This is a genomic window from Agrococcus carbonis (assembly GCF_900104705.1).
Classification (GTDB): domain Bacteria; phylum Actinomycetota; class Actinomycetes; order Actinomycetales; family Microbacteriaceae; genus Agrococcus; species Agrococcus carbonis.
Window position 1 is genome coordinate 2,382,558 of sequence record NZ_LT629734.1, and the last position, 17,977, is coordinate 2,400,534.

22 protein-coding genes and 1 riboswitch are annotated in these 17,977 nt (G+C 73.3%); of the genes, 20 read left to right on the forward strand and 2 right to left on the reverse strand.

What is annotated here, in order from left to right; genetic code table 11:
* The 12 genes from thrC to BLT67_RS11510 all read left to right on the forward strand — a co-directional run bounded on the left by thrC (window position 1) and on the right by BLT67_RS11510 (window position 10,471).
* The gene (gene thrC / locus BLT67_RS11455) at window positions 1–1,086 is read left to right on the forward strand and encodes a threonine synthase (RefSeq protein ID WP_092667135.1); all 1,086 of its coding nucleotides are present in this window, start codon (window positions 1–3) and stop codon (window positions 1,084–1,086) included.
* A gap of 8 nt (window positions 1,087–1,094) precedes the next feature.
* Entirely contained in the window at window positions 1,095–2,093 is a 999-nt protein-coding gene (gene thrB / locus BLT67_RS11460; RefSeq protein ID WP_231945660.1) for a homoserine kinase, read from the forward strand.
* A 124-nt stretch (window positions 2,094–2,217) separates the two neighbouring features.
* On the forward strand, window positions 2,218–4,431 hold the full coding sequence (rho, locus tag BLT67_RS11465) for a transcription termination factor Rho (RefSeq protein ID WP_092667137.1): 2,214 nt from the start codon (window positions 2,218–2,220) through the stop codon (window positions 4,429–4,431).
* 1 nt (window position 4,432) lies between these two features.
* Window positions 4,433–5,515, forward strand: coding sequence for a peptide chain release factor 1 (gene prfA, locus BLT67_RS11470; RefSeq protein WP_092667138.1), 1,083 nt, complete (start codon window positions 4,433–4,435; stop codon window positions 5,513–5,515).
* A 37-nt stretch (window positions 5,516–5,552) separates the two neighbouring features.
* Complete coding sequence (locus tag BLT67_RS11475; RefSeq protein WP_092667139.1) at window positions 5,553–5,810, forward strand: PLDc N-terminal domain-containing protein; 258 nt, start codon at window positions 5,553–5,555, stop codon at window positions 5,808–5,810.
* Window positions 5,811–5,969: 159 nt separating this feature from the next.
* Window positions 5,970–7,097: a ScyD/ScyE family protein gene (locus BLT67_RS11480; RefSeq protein ID WP_092667140.1), complete on the forward strand. Its 1,128-nt coding sequence runs from the start codon at window positions 5,970–5,972 to the stop codon at window positions 7,095–7,097.
* A 232-nt stretch (window positions 7,098–7,329) separates the two neighbouring features.
* Window positions 7,330–7,791 carry an AAA family ATPase gene (locus BLT67_RS11485; RefSeq protein WP_092667141.1) on the forward strand — a complete coding sequence of 154 codons (462 nt, stop codon included), beginning with the start codon at window positions 7,330–7,332 and terminating at the stop codon, window positions 7,789–7,791.
* 118 nt (window positions 7,792–7,909) lie between these two features.
* Window positions 7,910–8,515: a carboxymuconolactone decarboxylase family protein gene (locus tag BLT67_RS11490; RefSeq protein WP_197674419.1), complete on the forward strand. Its 606-nt coding sequence runs from the start codon at window positions 7,910–7,912 to the stop codon at window positions 8,513–8,515.
* 4 nt (window positions 8,516–8,519) lie between these two features.
* Window positions 8,520–8,975, forward strand: a complete 456-nt coding sequence (locus tag BLT67_RS11495; RefSeq protein ID WP_092667142.1) for a hypothetical protein — start codon at window positions 8,520–8,522, stop codon at window positions 8,973–8,975.
* Between the two features lie 31 nt (window positions 8,976–9,006).
* A riboswitch (guanidine-III (ykkC-III) riboswitch) is annotated at window positions 9,007–9,071 on the forward strand.
* A gap of 11 nt (window positions 9,072–9,082) precedes the next feature.
* Window positions 9,083–9,397: a DMT family transporter gene (locus BLT67_RS11500; RefSeq protein ID WP_092667143.1), complete on the forward strand. Its 315-nt coding sequence runs from the start codon at window positions 9,083–9,085 to the stop codon at window positions 9,395–9,397.
* Window position 9,398: 1 nt separating this feature from the next.
* Entirely contained in the window at window positions 9,399–9,773 is a 375-nt protein-coding gene (locus BLT67_RS11505) for a DMT family transporter (protein WP_092667144.1), read from the forward strand.
* Window positions 9,774–9,910: 137 nt separating this feature from the next.
* Window positions 9,911–10,471: an OsmC family protein gene (locus BLT67_RS11510; RefSeq protein ID WP_092667145.1), complete on the forward strand. Its 561-nt coding sequence runs from the start codon at window positions 9,911–9,913 to the stop codon at window positions 10,469–10,471.
* Here BLT67_RS11510 and epsC read toward each other — a convergent pair.
* A complete protein-coding gene (epsC, locus tag BLT67_RS11515; protein ID WP_092667146.1) occupies window positions 10,468–11,022 on the reverse strand; it encodes a serine O-acetyltransferase EpsC in 555 nt (184 codons plus the stop codon). The two genes, BLT67_RS11510 and epsC, sit on opposite strands and share 4 nt — an antisense overlap.
* Before the next feature lie 7 nt (window positions 11,023–11,029).
* Complete coding sequence (gene cysK, locus BLT67_RS11520; protein ID WP_092667147.1) at window positions 11,030–11,959, reverse strand: cysteine synthase A; 930 nt, start codon at window positions 11,957–11,959, stop codon at window positions 11,030–11,032.
* A gap of 124 nt (window positions 11,960–12,083) precedes the next feature.
* Between cysK and prmC the strand changes: the two genes are divergently transcribed.
* The 8 genes from prmC (at window position 12,084) to BLT67_RS11560 (ending at window position 17,961) form a co-directional block, all read left to right on the forward strand.
* Window positions 12,084–12,953 (forward strand): peptide chain release factor N(5)-glutamine methyltransferase, encoded by an 870-nt coding sequence (gene prmC, locus BLT67_RS11525; protein WP_231945488.1) that lies wholly within the window; start codon window positions 12,084–12,086, stop codon window positions 12,951–12,953.
* Window positions 12,954–13,020: 67 nt separating this feature from the next.
* Window positions 13,021–13,689: an L-threonylcarbamoyladenylate synthase gene (locus BLT67_RS11530; protein WP_092667149.1), complete on the forward strand. Its 669-nt coding sequence runs from the start codon at window positions 13,021–13,023 to the stop codon at window positions 13,687–13,689.
* A gap of 4 nt (window positions 13,690–13,693) precedes the next feature.
* Window positions 13,694–14,899, forward strand: a complete 1,206-nt coding sequence (locus BLT67_RS11535) for a glycosyltransferase family 4 protein (RefSeq protein ID WP_092667150.1) — start codon at window positions 13,694–13,696, stop codon at window positions 14,897–14,899.
* Between the two features lie 14 nt (window positions 14,900–14,913).
* Window positions 14,914–15,357, forward strand: coding sequence for a hypothetical protein (locus BLT67_RS11540; RefSeq protein WP_092667151.1), 444 nt, complete (start codon window positions 14,914–14,916; stop codon window positions 15,355–15,357).
* A 161-nt stretch (window positions 15,358–15,518) separates the two neighbouring features.
* The gene (gene atpB, locus BLT67_RS11545) at window positions 15,519–16,346 is read left to right on the forward strand and encodes a F0F1 ATP synthase subunit A (RefSeq protein WP_172802056.1); all 828 of its coding nucleotides are present in this window, start codon (window positions 15,519–15,521) and stop codon (window positions 16,344–16,346) included.
* A 40-nt stretch (window positions 16,347–16,386) separates the two neighbouring features.
* Complete coding sequence (gene atpE, locus BLT67_RS11550) at window positions 16,387–16,623, forward strand: ATP synthase F0 subunit C (protein WP_092667153.1); 237 nt, start codon at window positions 16,387–16,389, stop codon at window positions 16,621–16,623.
* 7 nt (window positions 16,624–16,630) lie between these two features.
* Window positions 16,631–17,176, forward strand: coding sequence for a F0F1 ATP synthase subunit B (locus BLT67_RS11555; RefSeq protein WP_092667154.1), 546 nt, complete (start codon window positions 16,631–16,633; stop codon window positions 17,174–17,176).
* Complete coding sequence (locus BLT67_RS11560; RefSeq protein ID WP_092667155.1) at window positions 17,176–17,961, forward strand: F0F1 ATP synthase subunit delta; 786 nt, start codon at window positions 17,176–17,178, stop codon at window positions 17,959–17,961. The genes BLT67_RS11555 and BLT67_RS11560 overlap by 1 nt, the downstream gene beginning before the upstream one ends.
* Window positions 17,962–17,977: the final 16 nt, after the last annotated feature.

The following is a 17,977-nucleotide window of genomic DNA, read 5'->3' on the forward strand; positions in this document are numbered from 1 at the left end:
ATGCTGAAGCAGAGCCAGCGGAACCAGTGGCGGGGCGTGCTGCACGAGTGGGCCGACGTGCTCGACGTGACGGATGCGTCGACCGTCGTCACGCTCGGCGAGGGCGGCACCCCGCTCATCGAGTCGAAGGCGCTCTCGCAGATGACGGATGCGCGCGTGCTCGTGAAGTTCGAGGGCCTCAACCCCACGGGGTCGTTCAAGGACCGCGGCATGACCGTCGCCGTCTCGCGCGCGATCGACAAGGGCGCGAAGGCGATCGCGTGCGCCTCGACCGGCAACACCTCGGCGGCTGCGGCGGCCTACGCGGCGGCGGCCGGCATCCAGGCGATCGTGCTCGTGCCCGAGGGCAAGATCGCGATGGGCAAGCTCGCCCAGTCGGTCGTGCACGGCGCGCGCATCGTGCAGGTGCGCGGCAACTTCGACGATTGCCTCGAGATCTCGAAGGAGCTCGCCGAGCAGTACCCGGTGCACCTCGTGAACTCGGTGAACGACGACCGCATCGAGGGCCAGAAGACCGCCGCGCTCGAGATCGTCGACGTGCTCGGCGACGCGCCCGACCTGCACCTCATCCCGGTCGGCAACGCCGGCAACATCACGAGCTACTGGCGCGGCTACTCGCTCGCCGAGACGAGCGGCATGGCCACGAAGCGACCCCGGATGCTCGGGTTCCAGGCCGCGGGCGCTGCCCCGATCGTGCGCGGCGAGGTCGTGCGCGAGCCCGACACGGTCGCGACCGCAATCCGCATCGGCAACCCCGCGTCGTGGCAGCAGGCGCTCGACGCGCGCGACGAGTCGGGCGGCTCGATCACCGCGATCGGCGACGCCGACATCCTGAAGGCGCAGCGGCTGCTCGCCTCCTCGACCGGCGTCTTCGTCGAGCCGGCCTCGGCCATCTCGGTCGCGGGCCTGCTCGAGCGGCACGCCGCGGGCGACATCCCCGCCGGCGCCACCGTCACGCTCACCGTCACGGGCCACGGGCTCAAGGACGCGCAGTGGGGCCTCAAGCGCGAGGACGGCTCGGATGCGCAGCCCGAGTCGGCCGACGCCGACACCGCGCAGGTCGCGCAGCTGCTGGGGCTCGCATGACGGGCGAGATGCCCGCGGGCGCCGCGGCAGCCCCCGGCGCCCAGCCGACCGTGCCCGACGGCCGCCGCGTGCGCGTGCGCGTGCCCGCGACGAGCGCCAACCTCGGCCCCGGCTTCGACACGCTCGGCCTCGCGCTCAACGTGCACGACGAGCTCGAGGTCGTCGCGACCGTGCCGGGCGCCGACGGCCCGCAGGTGCGCGTCGACGTCACGGGCGTGGGCGCCGGCGAGGTGCCGACCGACGAGTCGAACCTCGTCGCGCGCTCGCTGCTGCACGTCTTCGACCGCGTCGGCGTCGCGGCGCCGAGCCTCCACCTGACCGCGACCAACCGCATCCCGCACGGCCGCGGCATGGGCTCGTCGGGCGCCGCGATCGTCTCGGGCGTGCTCGCCGCGAAGGGCCTGCTCGAGGGGGTCGTCGAGGTCGGCGACGACGACGTGCTGCGCTACGCGACCGAGCTCGAGGGACACCCCGACAACGTCGCGCCCGCGATCTTCGGGGGCCTCACGATCGCGTGGGTCGACGAGACCGGCCCGCGCCAGAAGCAGCTCGCCGTGCACCGCGGCGTCTCGCTGCTCGTCGCGGTGCCCGAGGCGACGATGTCGACGAAGCTCGCGCGCAGCCTGCAGCCCGAGGCCGTGCCGCACGCCGACGCGGTGTTCAACGTGTCGCGCTCGGCGCTGCTCGTCGCGGCGCTCACGCAGAGCCCCGAGCTGCTGCTCGACGCGACCGAGGATCGTCTGCACCAGTCGTACCGCGCGAGCGCGATGCCCGCGACGAGCGCGCTCATCGAGGCGCTGCGCGCCGCCGGCCACGCGGCCGTCGTCTCGGGAGCGGGCCCCTCGGTGCTCGTGCTCGCGGCCGACCCCGCGGCCCGGCTGGACGCCGCCCGGATCGTCGAGGAGCGCGCCGAGGCATGGCACGCGCACCTGCTCGCCGTCGACATCCGCGGTGGTACAGTGGAGCGCATCCCCGCCAGTGCCGTGGTCACACCCGGCATGGGGTGATTCTGACTCCACTCTCCGCATCTCTGACGCGTTCGATCGCCCCTAGGGCGATGGGCGCAGCGGGAGTCAAGGTCCCACGCCCGCGACATCGCGCGCGGGCCGACATCGAAGGAGCACTCGCGTCATGAGCGAGACGACCGACATCGCGGCAGCAGCCGACACCACCCAGCCCCAGAGCGAGCCTCAGAGCGAGCCCCAGCGCCAGCCCGAGGCGCAGCCCGCGGCCGAGGCGACCGCCGAGCCCGCCGCAGCGCCCAAGCGCCGCTCGCGCCGCGCGACGACGACGTCCGTGGCCCAGGCGGCCGCCGCGCCAACCAAGGAGGCGCCCGCCGCGCCTGCCGACGAGGCGCCCGCTGCGTCTGCCGGGGAGACCGCCGACGCCCCCGCCGAGAAGCCCGCGGCCAAGCGCCGCACCAGCACCCGCCGCACCGCGGCCAGCAAGCAGGCGGAGGCCGAGGCCACCGAGAGCGCGCCCGACGCCGCCGAGGCGCCCGCCGAGACGAGCGAGGCCGCCGAGACCGGCGAGGCCGCCGAGGAGGCGCCGAAGCGCCCCGCGCGCCGCGCGAGCCGCTCGCGCAAGGTGGCGGACGCCGAGCCGACCGCCGAGGCCGAGGCGCCCGCCGCGGTCGAGACGACGGATGCGTCGGCCGCCGACGCGCCCGCGACCGCGAGCGACGCGCAGCCCGACGCATCCGCGACCGAGCCCGCCGAGGGCGGCCGTGGACGGAAGCGCCGCGGCGAGCAGCGCGAGGGCGACCAGGGCGACCAGGCCCAGGGCGACCAGGCACGGGGCGACCAGGCACAGCGCGACGCGCAGGCCGAGCAGGCACGCGGCGACCAGGCGCAGGACCAGGCCGACGGCGAGGGCCAGCGCGAGCAGGACCAGCGCGACCAGGACCAGGGCGACCAGGACCAGGGCCAGGGCGGCTCGCGCCGTCGCCGCAGCCGCGGCAAGGGCGGCCAGGGCAACGACCAGCAGGGCCAGCAGGGCCAGCAGCGCGGTCAGGGCCAGCAGCACCACGACGACGACGCCGACGACGAGGGCGGCTCGCGCCGAGGCCGCGGCCGCGGCCGCAACCAGCAGGGCGCGCAGCAGCAGCCGCAGCAGCAGCAGGACGACGGCTCGCGCCGCGGCCGCGGTCGCGGCCGCACGCGCGGCACCGACGCCGAGCCCGAGATCCACGAGGACGACGTGCTGCTGCCGGTCGCCGGCATCCTCGACGTGCTGGACAACTACGCGTTCGTGCGCACCTCGGGCTACCTGCCCGGCGCGAACGACGTCTACGTCTCGCTCGCGCAGGTGAAGAAGCACGGGCTGCGCAAGGGCGACGCGATCGTCGGCGCCATCAAGCAGCCGCGCGACGGCGAGCAGCAGTCGAGCCGCCAGAAGTACAACGCGCTCGTGCGCGTCGACTCGGTCAACGGCCAGTCGCCCGAGGAGTCGGTGAACCGCGTCGAGTTCTCGAAGCTCACGCCGCTCTACCCGCAGGAGCGCCTGCGCCTCGAGACGGCGCCCGGCAAGCTCTCGACCCGCGTGATCGACCTCGTGTCGCCGATCGGCAAGGGCCAGCGCGGCCTCATCGTGTCGCCGCCGAAGGCGGGCAAGACCCTCGTGATGCAGGCCATCGCCAACGCGATCGCCGAGAACAACCCCGAGGTGCACCTGATGATCGTGCTCGTCGACGAGCGCCCCGAGGAGGTCACCGACTTCCAGCGCACCGTCAAGGGCGAGGTCATCGCATCGACCTTCGACCGGCCCGCCGAGGATCACACGATCGTCGCCGAGCTCGCGATCGAGCGCGCGAAGCGTCTCGTCGAGCTGGGCCACGACGTCGTCGTGCTGCTCGACGGCATCACGCGCCTCGGCCGCGCCTACAACCTCGCCGTGCCCGCATCCGGCCGCATCCTCTCGGGCGGTGTCGACTCGAGCGCGCTCTACCCGCCGAAGAAGTTCTTCGGCGCCGCGCGCAACATCGAGCACGGCGGCTCGCTCACGATCCTCGCGACCGCGCTCGTCGAGACCGGCTCGAAGATGGACGAGGTGATCTTCGAGGAGTTCAAGGGCACCGGCAACATGGAGCTGCGCCTCTCGCGCCAGATGGCCGACAAGCGCATCTTCCCCGCCGTCGACGTCAACGCCTCCGGCACCCGCCGCGAGGAGATGCTCATGGGCGTCGAGGAGACGAAGGTCATGTGGAAGCTGCGGCGCGCGCTCGCCGGGCTCGACACGCAGCAGGCGCTCGAGATCGTGCTGAAGCAGCTCAAGGAGACGCAGTCGAACGTCGAGTTCCTCATGAAGGTCTCGAAGTCGGTGCCCGGCCAGCACGACAAGGACTGACGTGTTCGAGTCGGTCGCAGGGCTCCTCGCCGAGCACGCCGACCTCGAGCAGCAGCTCGCCGACCCGGCGCTGCACGCCGACGCCGGCCGTGCGCGCCGGGTGAACCGGCGCTACGCCGAGCTCAGCCAGATCAAGGCTGCGCACGAGCGCTGGCAGCAGGCGGGGGAGGACCTCGAGGCCGCGCGCGAGCTCGCGCGCGAGGACGACGCCTTCGCCGAGGAGGTGCCCGCGCTCGAGCAGACGGCCCACGAGGCCGAGGAGCGCCTGCGCCGCCTGCTCATCCCGCGCGACCCGGATGACGGGCGCGACGTGATCATGGAGGTCAAGGGCGGCGAGGGCGGCGAGGAGTCGGCGCTGTTCGCGGCCGACCTCGTGCGCATGTACTCGCACTACGCGACGAGCCGCGGCTGGAAGGTCGAGATGCTCGAGTCGACGCCGAGCGACATGGGCGGCTTCAAGGACGTGCAGATCGCGATCAAGTCGTCGTCGAACGACCCCGCGGAGGGCGTGTGGGCGTCGCTCAAGTACGAGGGCGGCGTGCACCGCGTCCAGCGCGTGCCCGCGACCGAGTCGCAGGGCCGCATCCACACGTCGACGACCGGCGTGCTGGTCTTCCCCGAGGTGGATGCGCCGGACGAGATCCAGATCGACCAGAACGACCTGAAGATCGACGTCTACCGCTCGTCGGGCCCGGGCGGCCAGAGCGTCAACACGACCGACTCGGCCGTGCGCATCACGCACCTGCCGACCGGCATCACCGTCTCGATGCAGAACGAGAAGAGCCAGCTGCAGAACCGCGAGGCCGGCATGCGCGTGCTGCGCGCCCGCCTGCTCGCGAAGCAGCAGGAGGAGCTCGAGGCGGCGGCGTCGGATGCGCGCAAGTCGCAGATCCGCGGCATGGACCGCTCCGAGCGCATCCGCACCTACAACTTCCCCGAGAACCGCATCGCCGACCACCGCACGGGCTTCAAGGCCTACAACCTCGACTCGGTGATGGACGGCGCGCTGCAGCCGGTGATCGACTCGTGCATCGCCGCCGACGAGGAGGCGCGGCTCGCGGCCCTCTCGGGCGACGAGGGCTGAGGCCGCTCCTCGTGGTGCTGCCGGGTAGCCTCGGCGCATGACGATCCCCGCGACCGACGTGACGAACCCGCTGCTGCCCGCCGGGTACGACATCATGTGGTCGCTCGTCCTGGCGGTCGCGCTCGCGCTGACCGTGACGGCCCTCTGGCAGGTGCTGCGCTCGCGCGAGCTGAGCGGCGTGCAGGCGGTCGTCTGGGCACTGCTGATCCTGGCGCTGCCGGTGCTCGGCCCGATCGCGTGGTGGATCCTGCGGCCGCCGCGCGACGCGCGCTCGGCCGACCGCGCATCCGCCTGACGCGCCCGCGGCCTTCCGCACACACCTGACGCGACACAGCTGATGCGACACACCTGACGCGACACGGGGGTTGTCCGCGCAGGGGGAGTCGGCGAGCCTGGTGCCGTCGACACCCGTCGTGGTCACGCGCTCCCAGCACTCAGCGATGAGGAGACCTCCATGTCTCGCACTGCCCTCTCCCGAGCGACGGCCGCAGCGGCCGCGGCGCTCATGGGCCTCAGCCTGCTCGCCGTCGCCGGCGCACCGGCGCTCGCGGGCCCACCCTCTGACGAGCCGGTCACGGTCGCGACCGGGCTCAACAACCCCCGCCAGCTCTCCGTCGGTCCTGGCCACCGGCTCTACGTCGCCGAGGCCGGCACCGCCGACTCCTGCACCGCGATCCCCGGCGCGCCCGCCGAGTTCCAGGCGTGCGGATTCACCGGCTCGGTCACCGAGGTGCGCGGCGATGCGCAGCGTCGGGTCGTGACCGGCCTGCCCGCCCTCTTCTTCAACGGCGAGGTGATCGGCGCATCCGACGTCGACGTGCGCGGCACGCGGGTGTCCGTGCTGGTCGGCGGGCTCTCCGGCGCCACGAGCGCTCGCGCGAGCCTGCCGGGCGACTACGCGACCTTCGGCACGCTGCGCACCGGCGACCTGCGCGCGGCGCCTCTCACGCCATCGCAGCTGGAGGGCGTCGCCGATCTCGCCGCGTTCGAGCTCGCGAACAATCCGGACGGGAACCAGCCGCCGGACAGCAACGCAGTCGGGTTCACCGCGCTCGACGGCAACCGCTGGGCGGTCACCGACGCCGGCGGCAACACGCTGCTCATCGTCGGCCGTGGCGGCGAGCGGCTCGTCACGACCTTCCCGAACGGCGCGCCGGTGCCGAACCCCTTCGGCGAGGGGATGGTGCCCCCGCAAGCCGTGCCGACCGATGTCGCGGTCGGCCCCGACGGCGCGCTGTACGTCTCGCAGCTGACCGGCTTCCCGTTCCCGACCGGCGGCTCGACCATCTGGCGCGTCACCACCGGCGGCCAGGTGTCGGCGTACGCGACGGGCCTCACGATGGTGACGAGCCTCGCGTGGCGGGGCGACACCCTCTATGCCGTGCAGCTCGACGACGCGAACTTCTTCGACGGGCACGTCGGGTCGCTGCGCCGGATCACGCCGGGCGGCTCGAGCCACGAGGCAGTGGTCGATGGCCTGACCGCGCCCTACGGCCTCGCCATCCGCGGGCACGACGCCTATCTGACGGTGGGCTCCGTGTCGGCGGGGAGCGGTTCGGTCATCCGCGTCGACCTGCGCTGAGCCGGCTCCGCCCGCCCATCCGCATCGTCGCTTCCCAGCGCCGGCGGGTAGCGGCCGGCCCGGGAGGTAGCGGCGCGCCGCCACCTCCCGGGCGGACGGCTATCGCTCGCCGCGCGCACCGCTCGGCGCCCGGCGCGGACGGCTACCGCTCGCCGCGCGCACCGCTCGGCGCCTGGCGCCCACGGCGACCGCTCACTGCGCGCACCCGCGCCGCCGGGCGTAGGCTCGCGCCATGGCCGAGGTGACGCTGCTGTGCGGCCCGGTCTGCGCGGGCAAGACCACCTACGCGCGCGAGCTCGAGCAGCGCGGCGCGCTCCTGCTCTCGTACGACCGCGAGGCGTGGGCGCGCGGCGTGCGCGACGGGCGGCCCTCCCGCGAGCTCATGGAGCAGATCGACGCCGACCTGCACAGCCGGCTCGCAGACGGCGTCGCCGCCGACCGCCACGTGGTGCTCGACGCCTCGCTCTCGACGCGCAAGGTGCGGGATCGGTGGCGGATGCGCTGCGGGGCGATGGGCGTCACGACCGAGCTCGTCGTCGTGCGCGCCCCGCTCGAGACGCTGCAGGAGCGGCTGCACGAGCGCGAGCCCGGGCCCGACGCGGTCGTGCTCGACGACGCGGCGCTCGCCGCCTACGTCGACGGCTTCGAGTGGCCGGGCGAGGACGAGCGCCACCGCATCGTCGAGACCGCCTGATCGGCGGCGTCGCGCCAGCCGCACGGGCGCTGCCGCCCGCCTGGACGGCGCCCGCGCGCGGGTCTACGCTGACGGCCAGCCGGGTGCTCCCGGCTGCTCGGACGGGACGGGAGGCGCCGTGGCCGACGCAGGATTCCTCAGCGAGCCGGCGGCCGACGCCGCCGTCGAGGCGATGTACGACGCGGATCGCGAGAGCGAAGGCTACGTCATGAACCTCACCCGCGTGTGGGCGCACATGCCCGAGGTCAATGACGCGTGGACGGCGCTCGCGCAGTCCTCAGCGGCTGCGGCCGGGCTGACCTTCCGCCAGAAGGGCATCGTCGTGAGCGCGCTCGCGGCCGAGCTCGGCGACGCATACTGCTCGTACGCGTGGGGCACGCGGCTCGCGAGCGCGAGCGATGCCGGCACGGCGGCGGCCGTGCTCGCGGGAGAGCCCGCCTCGGGGCTCGACGAGGGGGAGCGGGCGCTCGCGGCGTGGGCGCGCCAGCTCGTGCGCGATCCCAACGGCACGACGCCCGACCACATCGCCGCGCTCCGCGCGATCGGGCTCGACGACCGCGCGATCGCCGCGCTCACCGCGTACGTCGCCGCGCGCATCGCCTTCTCGACCGTGAACGACGCGCTGGGGGCCGCACCCGACGCCGAGCTGCACGCATCCGCCCCCGACGCCGTGCGCGCCGCGATCGCGTGGGGCAGGCCGCCCGCGGGCGGCGTGCCAGGATGACGGCATGCCCGCGCTGCTCGCCGTCGTCGCCGCCCTGCTCGCCGCCTGCGCGATCGCGATGGCGGTCGTCGTGCACCGCATCGGCCTGGGCCGCGTCGCGCCGGGCGCGCTCGGGCTGCCGGGCGCGGGCCTGCGGGCGGATGCGTCGGTGTACGCGGGCACGCATCGCGCGGCCACGCCGCTCACCTGGCTGACGGCCGCGGTCTCGGCGACCGCCGCCGTCGGCTCGCTCGTCGCGGTAGCGCAGGCGGCGACGGATGTGGCGGCGGTGCTCGCCGTGCTGTCGGCGATCGTGCTCGCCGTCGGCCTCACGCTCGCGAGCTGGCGCGCGCGCACCGCGCTCGGCGACGACGCCGTGCGCGACGGCCGGCCCGAGGAGGACTCGGTGCTCGGGGAGCGGGCGCTGCCCGACGAGCCGGGCGCGACGGACGACGGCGCAGGCGGACGCATCCGCCCCTAGCTCCCTCCAGCGGTGTCTGATAACCTCGCGAGCGAGGTTCCGACGTCGGACCCGCGGACGAGGGAGCCGTACCCGCATCGCGACAAGACGGCCAGAGGGGACTCGTCATGTCGTGGGTGATCCTGATCGCCTCGGGCTTGCTGGAGGCGGTGTGGGCCGCAGCCATGCAGGCGTCGAAGGGCTTCCGCCGCTGGCGGCCGACGGTGCTGTTCGTCGTCGCCATGGCCGCGTCGATGGGCGGCCTCGCGTGGGCGATGCTCGAGATCCCGACGGGCACCGCGTACGCCGTGTGGGTGGGTGTCGGTGCCGTCGCGACCGTGCTGCTGCAGCTCGCGCGCGGCAAGGAGCGCCTGACGCTCGTGCGCTCGCTGCTGCTCGTGCTGCTCGTCGGCTGCCTCGTCGGCCTGAAGCTGGTGAGCTGACGTGGGCCGCCGCACCGCATGGATCGTGCTGCTCGTCAGCGCCGTGCTCGAGGCCGTCTGGGCGACCGCGCTCGGGCAGTCGGAGGGCTTCACGCGGCTCGCGCCGGCGATCGTGTTCGGCGTCGCCGCGATCGCGAGCTTCATCGGGCTCGAGCGGGCCGTGCAGGTCATCCCGCTCGCGACCGGCTATGCCGTCTGGACCGGCGTGGGCGGCGCGCTCACCGTGCTGTGGGCGCTCGTCACGGGCGCCCAGCCGTGGAACCCGCTCATGCTCGTGTTCCTCGCCGGGATCCTCGTCGCGGTGGCGGGCCTCGCGCTCACCGAGCGGCACGAGCCGGCACCGGCTGCCGAGCCCGACGCATCCGAGCCCGCCTGAGACGGCTCAACGGCCATCCGTGACCGATGTGCTCGCATCGAGCACATCGGTCCGGCATGGCCGTTGAGAGGGCCAGCGGATGCGGTGGCAGGGCGACACAGGGCCGACCGGCGCGGACGCCGTGCCACGATGAGCGCATGACCTCCGCCGCATCCGCCAGCCCCGCCGCCGCATCCGCCAGCCCCGCATCCGCCAGCCCGGCCGACTCCGTCGCACCCGGCACCGCCGCTCCCGACCCCGCGCGCCGCGCGATTGAGCTGCGCCGCCTCGCCACCGGGCGGTTCGTGGCGCGGAACGCGGCGGGCGCCGAGCTCGAGTTCGGTCACGGCGACCAGCTGCTGAGCCCCGTCGAGCTGCTGCTCGCGGCGATCGCCGGCTGCTCGTCGATGGACGTCGACGCGGTGACCTCCCGCAGCGCGGAGCCCACCGAGTTCCGCGTCGAGGCGACCGGCCGCAAGGTCGTCGACGCGGCGGGCGGCAACCGCATGGAGGACCTGCACCTCAGCTTCCACCTCGCCTTCGGCGACGACGAGGGCGGGCGGAAGGCGGCCCAGCTCGTCGAGCGCGTCGTCGCGCTGTCGCACGACAAGCTCTGCACCGTCTCGCGCACGGTCGAGGCGGGCACGCCCGTCGGCTACGACATCGCGCCCGCCGCCGCGCAGCCGGTCGAGGCCGGCGAGCCGGACGACGTCGCCTAGATCGAGTACTCGATCTGCGGCAGCTCGGCCGGCGCAGTGCGCTGCACGGGCTTCGCGGGCACGCCCACGAGCGTCGCGCCCGAGGGGGCGTCGTGCAGCACGACGGCGTTCGCGCCGACCTTGACGTCGTCGCCGAGCGCGACGGGTCCGAGGATCTTCGCGCCCGCGCCCACCAGCACGCGGTGACCGAGCGTCGGGTGGCGCTTGACGGCGGCGTTCGCGGTGCCGCCGAGCGTCACGCCGTGGTAGAGCATGACGTCGTCGCCGACCTCGGCGGTCTCGCCGATCACGACGCCCATCCCGTGGTCGATGAAGAAGCGCCGCCCGATGCGCGCGCCGGGGTGGATCTCGACGCCGGTCATGAAGCGCGCGAACTGGCTGCCGGCGCGCGCGAGCGAGCGCGCGCCGGCGTGCCAGAGGCGGTGGTGGATGCGGTGGGCCCACACCGCGTGCAGGGTCGAGTACGTGAGGGCGATCGTGAGCGCCCCCCGCGCCGCCGGGTCGTGGCGCTTGGCGGTCTCGATGTCCTCGCGGATGTGCAGCAGGCCCACAGCAGCCTCAGCCCAGGTCGGCGTAGATCGGCATGGAGAGGTAGCGCTCGCCCGTGTCGCACACGATGGCGACGATCGTCTTGCCCGCCGACTCGGGGCGGCGCGCGATCTCGAGCGCGGCGTGCACGATCGCGCCCGAGGAGATGCCGGCGAAGATGCCCTCGGTCGCGGCGAGCTCGCGCCCCACGCGCACCGCGTCGTCGAGCTCGACGTCGACGACCTCGTCGTACACCTCGGTGTCGAGGATCGCGGGCACGAAGTTGGCGCCGAGGCCCTGGATCTTGTGCGGGCCAGCCTGGCCCTTCGTGAGCAGCGGCGAGTCGGCGGGCTCGACGGCGACGACCCGCACGTCGGGCTTCTGCTCCTTGAGGTAGTTGCCCGCGCCCGTGATGGTGCCGCCGGTGCCGATGCCGGAGACGAAGATGTCGACCTCGCCGTCGGTGTCCTGCCAGATCTCGGGGCCGGTCGTCTCGCGGTGCACGCGGATGTTCGCCTCGTTCTCGAACTGGCGGGCGAGCACGGCGCCGGGCGTCTCGTCGACGATCTGGCGCGCGCGCTCCACCGCGCCGCGCATCCCGTCGGGGCCGGGCGTGAGCACGAGCTCGGCGCCGTAGGCCTTCAGGATGGCGCGTCGCTCGACCGACATGGTCTCGGGCATCGAGAGCACCACGCGGTAGCCGCGGGCGGCGCCGACCATCGCGAGGGCGATGCCGGTGTTGCCGCTCGTGCCCTCGACGATCGTGCCGCCGGGTCGCAGCTCGCCGGAGGCCTCGGCGGCGTCGATGATCGCTCGGCCGATCCGGTCCTTGACCGACGCACCGGGGTTGAACGACTCGAGCTTGACCAGCACGGTCGCGTCGGTGTCGTCGAGCCGCTGCAGGCGCACCAGGGGGGTGCCGCCGATCGTGGCCGTGATGTCATCGAAGATGCGCGCCATTCCGTGTCCTTTCATCGGGTGGAAGCCTGGCTACTACACTACGGGAACGCATCCGGGCCAGCGCACGCCTCGCGCTCAGCATTCCCCGTCATGCCGCCCATGTGCCGAGCACTACCGTGGAGCCGTGGAGCAGCAGCCGGTCGCCGACGTCGTGCGCGAGGCCCGCGCCCGCCTCGCCGAGGCCGGCATCACGGGCCCCGACGCAGAGCTGCTCGCCGCGTGGGCCGCGGGCATCAGCCTCGGCGAGCTCCGCGTCGACATCGCGATGGGCCGCGCGTTCGAGGCGGATGCGCTGGCCCGGTTCCTGCTCGCCGTCTCCCGTCGGGAGCGCCGCGAGCCCCTGCAGCACATCACCGGCACCGCCCCGTTCCGGCACGTCGAGCTGCAGGTCGGCCCGGGCGTCTTCGTGCCGCGGCCCGAGACCGAGCTGCTCGTGGAGGTCGCGCTGCAGCACCTGCGGCGGCAGCCCGAGGGCGTCCCCGGCATCGTCCTCGACGTCGGCACCGGCTCCGGCGCGATCGCGATCGCGCTCGCCCGCGAGGCCGACGCACGAGTGATCGCGGTCGAGGCGAGCCCGGCCGCGTACGCGTGGGCGCGCCGCAACCTCACCGAGCTCGCGCCGGAGGTGCTGCTGCTGCACGCCGACGCGCGCGACGCGGCGGCGCTCGCGGCGGTCGGCGTCGTGCCCGGCTCGGTCGCGGTGCTCGTCTCCAACCCTCCCTACGTGCCCCACGCATCCGTGCCCGCCGACCACGAGGTGCGCTCGTTCGACCCCGAGGGCGCCCTCTACTCGGGCGCCGACGGGCTCGACTTCATCCGCGACCTCGTCTCCCTCGCGGCCGACCTCGTCGCGCCGGGCGGACTCGTCGCCTTCGAGCACGCCGAGCACCAGTCGGCGGCGGTGCGCGCGATGCTCGAGGACGCCGGCTTCCACGACGCGCGCACGCTGCGCGACCTCACCGACCGCGACCGCGTCACGGCCGCCACGCGGTAGCCGCAGCGGCGCCGCCTGCGCGGCGGCGACGGGGGAGCGCACCCACCCGGCGGACTACCATGAACGGGTGCCCGCCATCTACGACTGCGCCGACCCCGCGTCCCTCCTCGACGGCGTCCGGGCGGCCCGCACCGCCGTCGCCGCGGGCCAGTGCATCGTCATGCCGACCGACACCGTGTACGGCATCGCCGCCGACGCGTTCTCGCACGCGGCCGTCGCCGGCCTGCTCGCCGCGAAGGGCCGCGACCGGGGCTTCCCGCCGCCCGTGCTCGTCGCCGACCGCGCGATGGCGACCGCGCTCGCCGAGGCGTTCCCGCCCGAGCTCGAGCCGCTGCTCGAGGCCCACTGGCCGGGCCCGCTGACCGTGATCGTGCGCGCCCAGCCGTCGCTCACGTGGGATCTCGGCGACACCGGCGGCACGGTGGCGCTGCGCGTGCCCGACCACCCCATCGCGCTCGGGCTCCTGCGCGAGACGGGCCCGCTCGCGGTCTCGAGCGCCAACCTGCACGGCATGCCCGCCGCGACGACCGCCCAGGAGGCGGCCGAGATGCTCGGCGACCGCATCGCGCTCGTGCTCGACGCGGGCCCGGTGGGCGCCGAGGTGCCTGCGGGGGCGCAGAACGGCTCCACCATCCTCGACTGCTCGACCGGCGGCGTCGTGCGCATCGTCCGCCAGGGAGTGCTGCCGCGCGAGGCGGTCGCGGCGGCGCTCGGCGACCTGCTCGCCGACGACTGATGCGATGACCTTCCTGCTCATCACGCTCGCGGCGGCGGTCATCACCTTCGTCGCCAGCCGCATCGTGCTGCGCTTCGCGCTCAAGCACGGCATCCACCCTCCCGTGCGCGAGCGCGACGTGCACTCGCGCCCGACGCCCCGCCTCGGCGGCGTCGCGATGTGCATCGGCGTGCTCGGGGCCTTCGGCATCGCCGCGCTGGTGCCAGAGTTCGCCGGCATCTGGGCCGAGCCGACTCGCATCCTCACCCTCCTCGGGGGCGCCGTCGCGATCTGCGTGATCGGCGTGCTCGACGACCTCTTCGACCTCGACTGGATGCTGAAGCTCGGCGCGCAGATCCTGGTCGCGACGGGCGTCGCGCTCTTCGGCGTGCAGATCGTGAGCCTGCCGATCGCGGGCCTCACGGTGCCGTCGTCGACCATGGCGATCAGCCTCACCGTGCTCATCATCGTGCTCGCGATGAACGCGGTGAACTTCATCGACGGCCTCGACGGCCTCGTCGCCGGCACGACGATCATCGGCTCGACCGCGTTCTTCGGCTACATCTGGATGATCAGCCAGAACTTCGCGCAGCAGAACGCCTACTTCTCGCTCGCGAGCCTCATCACCGCCGTGATCGTCGGGGTGTGCCTCGGCTTCCTGCCCACCAACTGGCATCCCGCGCGCATGTTCATGGGCGACGGCGGCGCGCTCATGCTGGGCCTCCTCACCGCGGCGAGCGCGATCGCCGTCACCGGGCAGATCGACCTCGGCACGATGGGCGGCCGCAGCCAGATCCTTCCGGCGTTCATCCCGGTGCTCCTGCCGCTGGCGATCCTGCTGCTGCCGCTGACCGACTTCGTGCTCGCCGTCGTGCGCCGCGTCGTCAACGGCAACAGCCCGTTCGCCGCCGACCGCAAGCACCTGCACCACCGGCTGCTCGACATGGGGCACTCGCACCTCGGCGCCGTGCTCATCTTCTACGCGTGGACGACGGTCGTCTCGGTGGGGTGCCTGCTCTTCCTCCTCTGGCCTTGGTGGATCGTGCTCGGCATCATGCTCGTGGGCTTCCTCGTGTGCGCGATGCTCACCGCGGCGCCGGTGGGCCGCCGCGTCTGGCGCACGTTCCTGCGCGTGATGCGCGAGCGGCGCGCCGCGCGTGGGAAGATGGAGCCGACCCGCATCGACACACGCGCCACGACCCGCGCCGACACCCTGGGGGACCGCCGGTGACCACTACGAAGATCATGCAGCGCATCCTCCTGTGGGGCGGCATCCTGGCCGCGGCCGTCGCGATCGTCGGCGGGGTCGTCGGATGGTTCCTGGCCGCAGGCGCGGGCGTCGCCTCCGCACTGGTCGGCACGGCCCTCGCGATCATCTTCTGCATGCTGACGGCCGCGAGCATCATGCTCGCCCTCACCGTCTCGAAGGGGCAGATGGTCTCCGGCGCGTTCTTCGGGATCGTGCTCGGCGGCTGGCTGCTGAAGTTCGTGCTGTTCATCGTGCTCGTGTTCGTGCTCGGCGACCAGGAGTGGCTCCACCGCGGCGTCGCGTTCGGCTCGCTCGTGACGGCCGTGCTCGGCTCGCTCGCGATCGACGTGGCCGTCGTCACCACGAGCCGCCAGCCGACGGTCGACAGCGACGCCGACGACGAGACGCAGGGCCGTCCCGCATCGGGCGCGAAGGCCTGATCGGACGCGCGCCGCGTGCAGTCGGCTCCCGCCGTTCTGATAGGGTTTTCCTGCTCCCCCACTGCGCCGCTCGACTGCGAGCGTGATCGCGCGAGGGGGCGCACCGACGTCGAACCGGCGCCAGGCGCCATGAGGTTGAGGAAGAGACGCTGAACGCCTTGATGACGCTGCTGGCCTCTGCTGGAACCGAGCCAGAGCCGTTCCACCCGCCGAGCCTTGCCGACTTCTTCCCGCCGGTCTTCCTCTTCGCAGAGCCGGCCGTCGCGTGGTTCGAGGACGACTCGCCGATCTTCGGCATCAACCGCATCATGCTGGTCCGCTTCATCGCGGCCGCGGCGCTCATCCTGATCTTCGTGCTCGGCACGCGCAAGATGCGCCTCATCCCGACGCGCGGCCAGAGCATGATCGAGCTCGGCCTCGGCTTCGTGCGCGACGGCATCGCGTACGACCTGCTCGGCGAGAAGGACGGCAAGCGCTTCCTGCCGATCATCACCACCATCTTCTTCATGGTGCTGGCGATGAACCTCACCGGCGTCATCCCGTTCCTGAACATCGCGGGGACCTCGGTCATCGGCGTGCCGCTCGTGCTCGCGCTCGTCGCCTACGGCGCCTTCATCTACGCCGGCGTCAAGAAGCACCCGGGCGCGTTCTTCAAGAACTCGCTCTTCCCGTCGGGCGTGCCGTGGCCGCTCTACATCATCGTCGCGCCGCTCGAGTTCATCTCGACGTTCGTGCTGCGCCCCATCACGCTGACGCTCCGACTGATGATGAACCTGCTCGTCGGCCACCTCATGCTGGTGCTGTTCTTCGCCGCGACCCACTTCTTCATCTTCAGCCTCGGCGGCGGATGGACGGCGCTCGGCGCCGGCACCCTCGTCTTCGGCTTCGCCTTCACGATCTTCGAGATCTTCGTCTCGCTGCTGCAGGCCTACGTCTTCGCCATCCTGACCGCCATCTACATCCAGCTCGCGCTGGCTGAAGAGCACTGACCTCAACCCCGGACTCCCGGAACCAACGGAAGGAAACACCGTGGACAACGCCACGACCATTCTCGCCGAGATCAACGGCAACATCGGCACCGTCGGCTACGGCCTCGCCGCGATCGGCCCGGCCATCGGTGTCGGCATCGTCGTCGGCAAGACGATCGAGGGCGTCGCCCGCCAGCCCGAGCTGCAGGGCCGCCTGACGGTCCTGATGTTCATCGGCATCGCGTTCACCGAGGCGCTCGCCTTCATCGGCATCGCCACGTTCTTCTTCATGGTCTGAGGCCTCGATGCTGACAACTGCACTCAGGATGGCGGAGGAGGGGGAGCAGCCCAACCCGCTGCTGCCGGCCTTCTACGACATCCTCTGGTCGTCGGTCATCTTCGTCGTCCTCCTGCTGATCTTCTGGAAGGTCGTCCTTCCCCGCGTGCAGGCGCTGCTCGACGAGCGCGCCGCCGCGATCGAGGGCGGCATCAAGAAGGCCGAGGAGGCACAGGCGGAGGCCGCTGCCGCGCTCGAGTCGTACAACACCCAGCTCGCCGAGGCGCGTGCCGAGGCGGCTCGCATCAAGGAGCAGGCGCGCGCCGACGCATCCCGGATCGAGGCGGACCTCAAGGCCCGCGCGACCGAGGACGCCGAGCGCATCACCGCGCAGGCGCACCAGCGCATCGAGCAGGAGCGCCAGGCGGCGTTCTCGTCGCTCAAGTCCGAGGTCGGCACGCTCGCCCTCGACCTGAGCGAGAAGGTCGTGGGCGAGTCGATGGACGACGCCCGCTCGGCCGCGATCGTCGACCGCTTCCTCGCCGACCTCGAGCGCGAGGGGGCGAACCGCTAGTGGGCAGCGCGACCAGCCAGGCGCGAGCCGGCATCGACGAGGCGCTCCGCGCGCAGCCGCAGGCCGGCCTCGAGGACGCGAGGGAGCTCTTCCAGGCGTCCCGCGCGATCGAGCGCAGCCCGCAGGTGCTCGCGTCGCTCGCCGACGCGGTCTCGGGCCCCGACGCGCGCGCGGCGCTCGCCCAGCGCGTGCTCGGCCAGCTCGGTGCACCGGCGGTCTCGATCGTCGCGCACCTCGCGCGCCAGCGCTGGTCCGAGCCCGCCGACCTCCTCGCCGCCATCGACGCCGCGGGCATCCGCGTCGCCGTGCAGTCGGCGGGCGAGACGGACGTCGCGGGCGAGATCGCCTCGTTCCAGCGGATCGTCGCGTCCGACGCCGACCTCGAGCTGGCCCTCGGGGGCCTGCGCGGCTCGGCCGACGACAAGGCCCGCCTGGTCGAGCGCCTCCTCGCCGGCAAGGCCAGCCCGGCCGCCGCCGTCATCCTCGACCACCTCGTGCGCGCGCCGCGCGGCCGTCGCATCGGCCAGCTGCTGCGCAGCGCGGCTACCGAGGTCGCCGCGGCCGCAGGCCGCTCGCTCGCGGTCGTCACCACCGCCCGGGCGATGCCCGAGGCGCAGCTCGACCGGCTCCGCGCCGGCCTCGAGCGCCAGTACGGCCGCACGCTGCAGCTGCAGCAGATCGTCGACCCGGAGGTCCTCGGCGGCCTGCGGGTCTCGATCGGCGACGACATCATCGACGGCACCGTCCGTTCCAAGTTCACCGACCTGCGCCTGAAGCTCGGCTAGGTCGAAGCATCCGAAG

Coding starts and splice junctions, on each gene's coding strand:
- BLT67_RS11495 (WP_092667142.1), top strand. CDS start 8,520: ATGCCCGCGCTGCTCGCCGTCGTCGCCGCCCTGCTCGCCGCCTGCGCG.
- BLT67_RS11510 (WP_092667145.1), top strand. CDS start 9,911: ATGACCTCCGCCGCATCCGCCAGCCCCGCCGCCGCATCCGCCAGCCCC.
- BLT67_RS11485 (WP_092667141.1), top strand. CDS start 7,330: ATGGCCGAGGTGACGCTGCTGTGCGGCCCGGTCTGCGCGGGCAAGACC.
- BLT67_RS11540 (WP_092667151.1), top strand. CDS start 14,914: ATGCAGCGCATCCTCCTGTGGGGCGGCATCCTGGCCGCGGCCGTCGCG.
- BLT67_RS11555 (WP_092667154.1), top strand. CDS start 16,631: ATGCTGACAACTGCACTCAGGATGGCGGAGGAGGGGGAGCAGCCCAAC.
- BLT67_RS11475 (WP_092667139.1), top strand. CDS start 5,553: ATGACGATCCCCGCGACCGACGTGACGAACCCGCTGCTGCCCGCCGGG.
- atpB (WP_172802056.1), top strand. CDS start 15,519: ATGACGCTGCTGGCCTCTGCTGGAACCGAGCCAGAGCCGTTCCACCCG.
- thrB (WP_231945660.1), top strand. CDS start 1,095: ATGCCCGCGGGCGCCGCGGCAGCCCCCGGCGCCCAGCCGACCGTGCCC.
- BLT67_RS11535 (WP_092667150.1), top strand. CDS start 13,694: ATGACCTTCCTGCTCATCACGCTCGCGGCGGCGGTCATCACCTTCGTC.
- thrC (WP_092667135.1), top strand. CDS start 1: ATGCTGAAGCAGAGCCAGCGGAACCAGTGGCGGGGCGTGCTGCACGAG.
- BLT67_RS11480 (WP_092667140.1), top strand. CDS start 5,970: ATGTCTCGCACTGCCCTCTCCCGAGCGACGGCCGCAGCGGCCGCGGCG.
- rho (WP_092667137.1), top strand. CDS start 2,218: ATGAGCGAGACGACCGACATCGCGGCAGCAGCCGACACCACCCAGCCC.
- cysK (WP_092667147.1), bottom strand. CDS start 11,959: ATGGCGCGCATCTTCGATGACATCACGGCCACGATCGGCGGCACCCCC.
- BLT67_RS11500 (WP_092667143.1), top strand. CDS start 9,083: ATGTCGTGGGTGATCCTGATCGCCTCGGGCTTGCTGGAGGCGGTGTGG.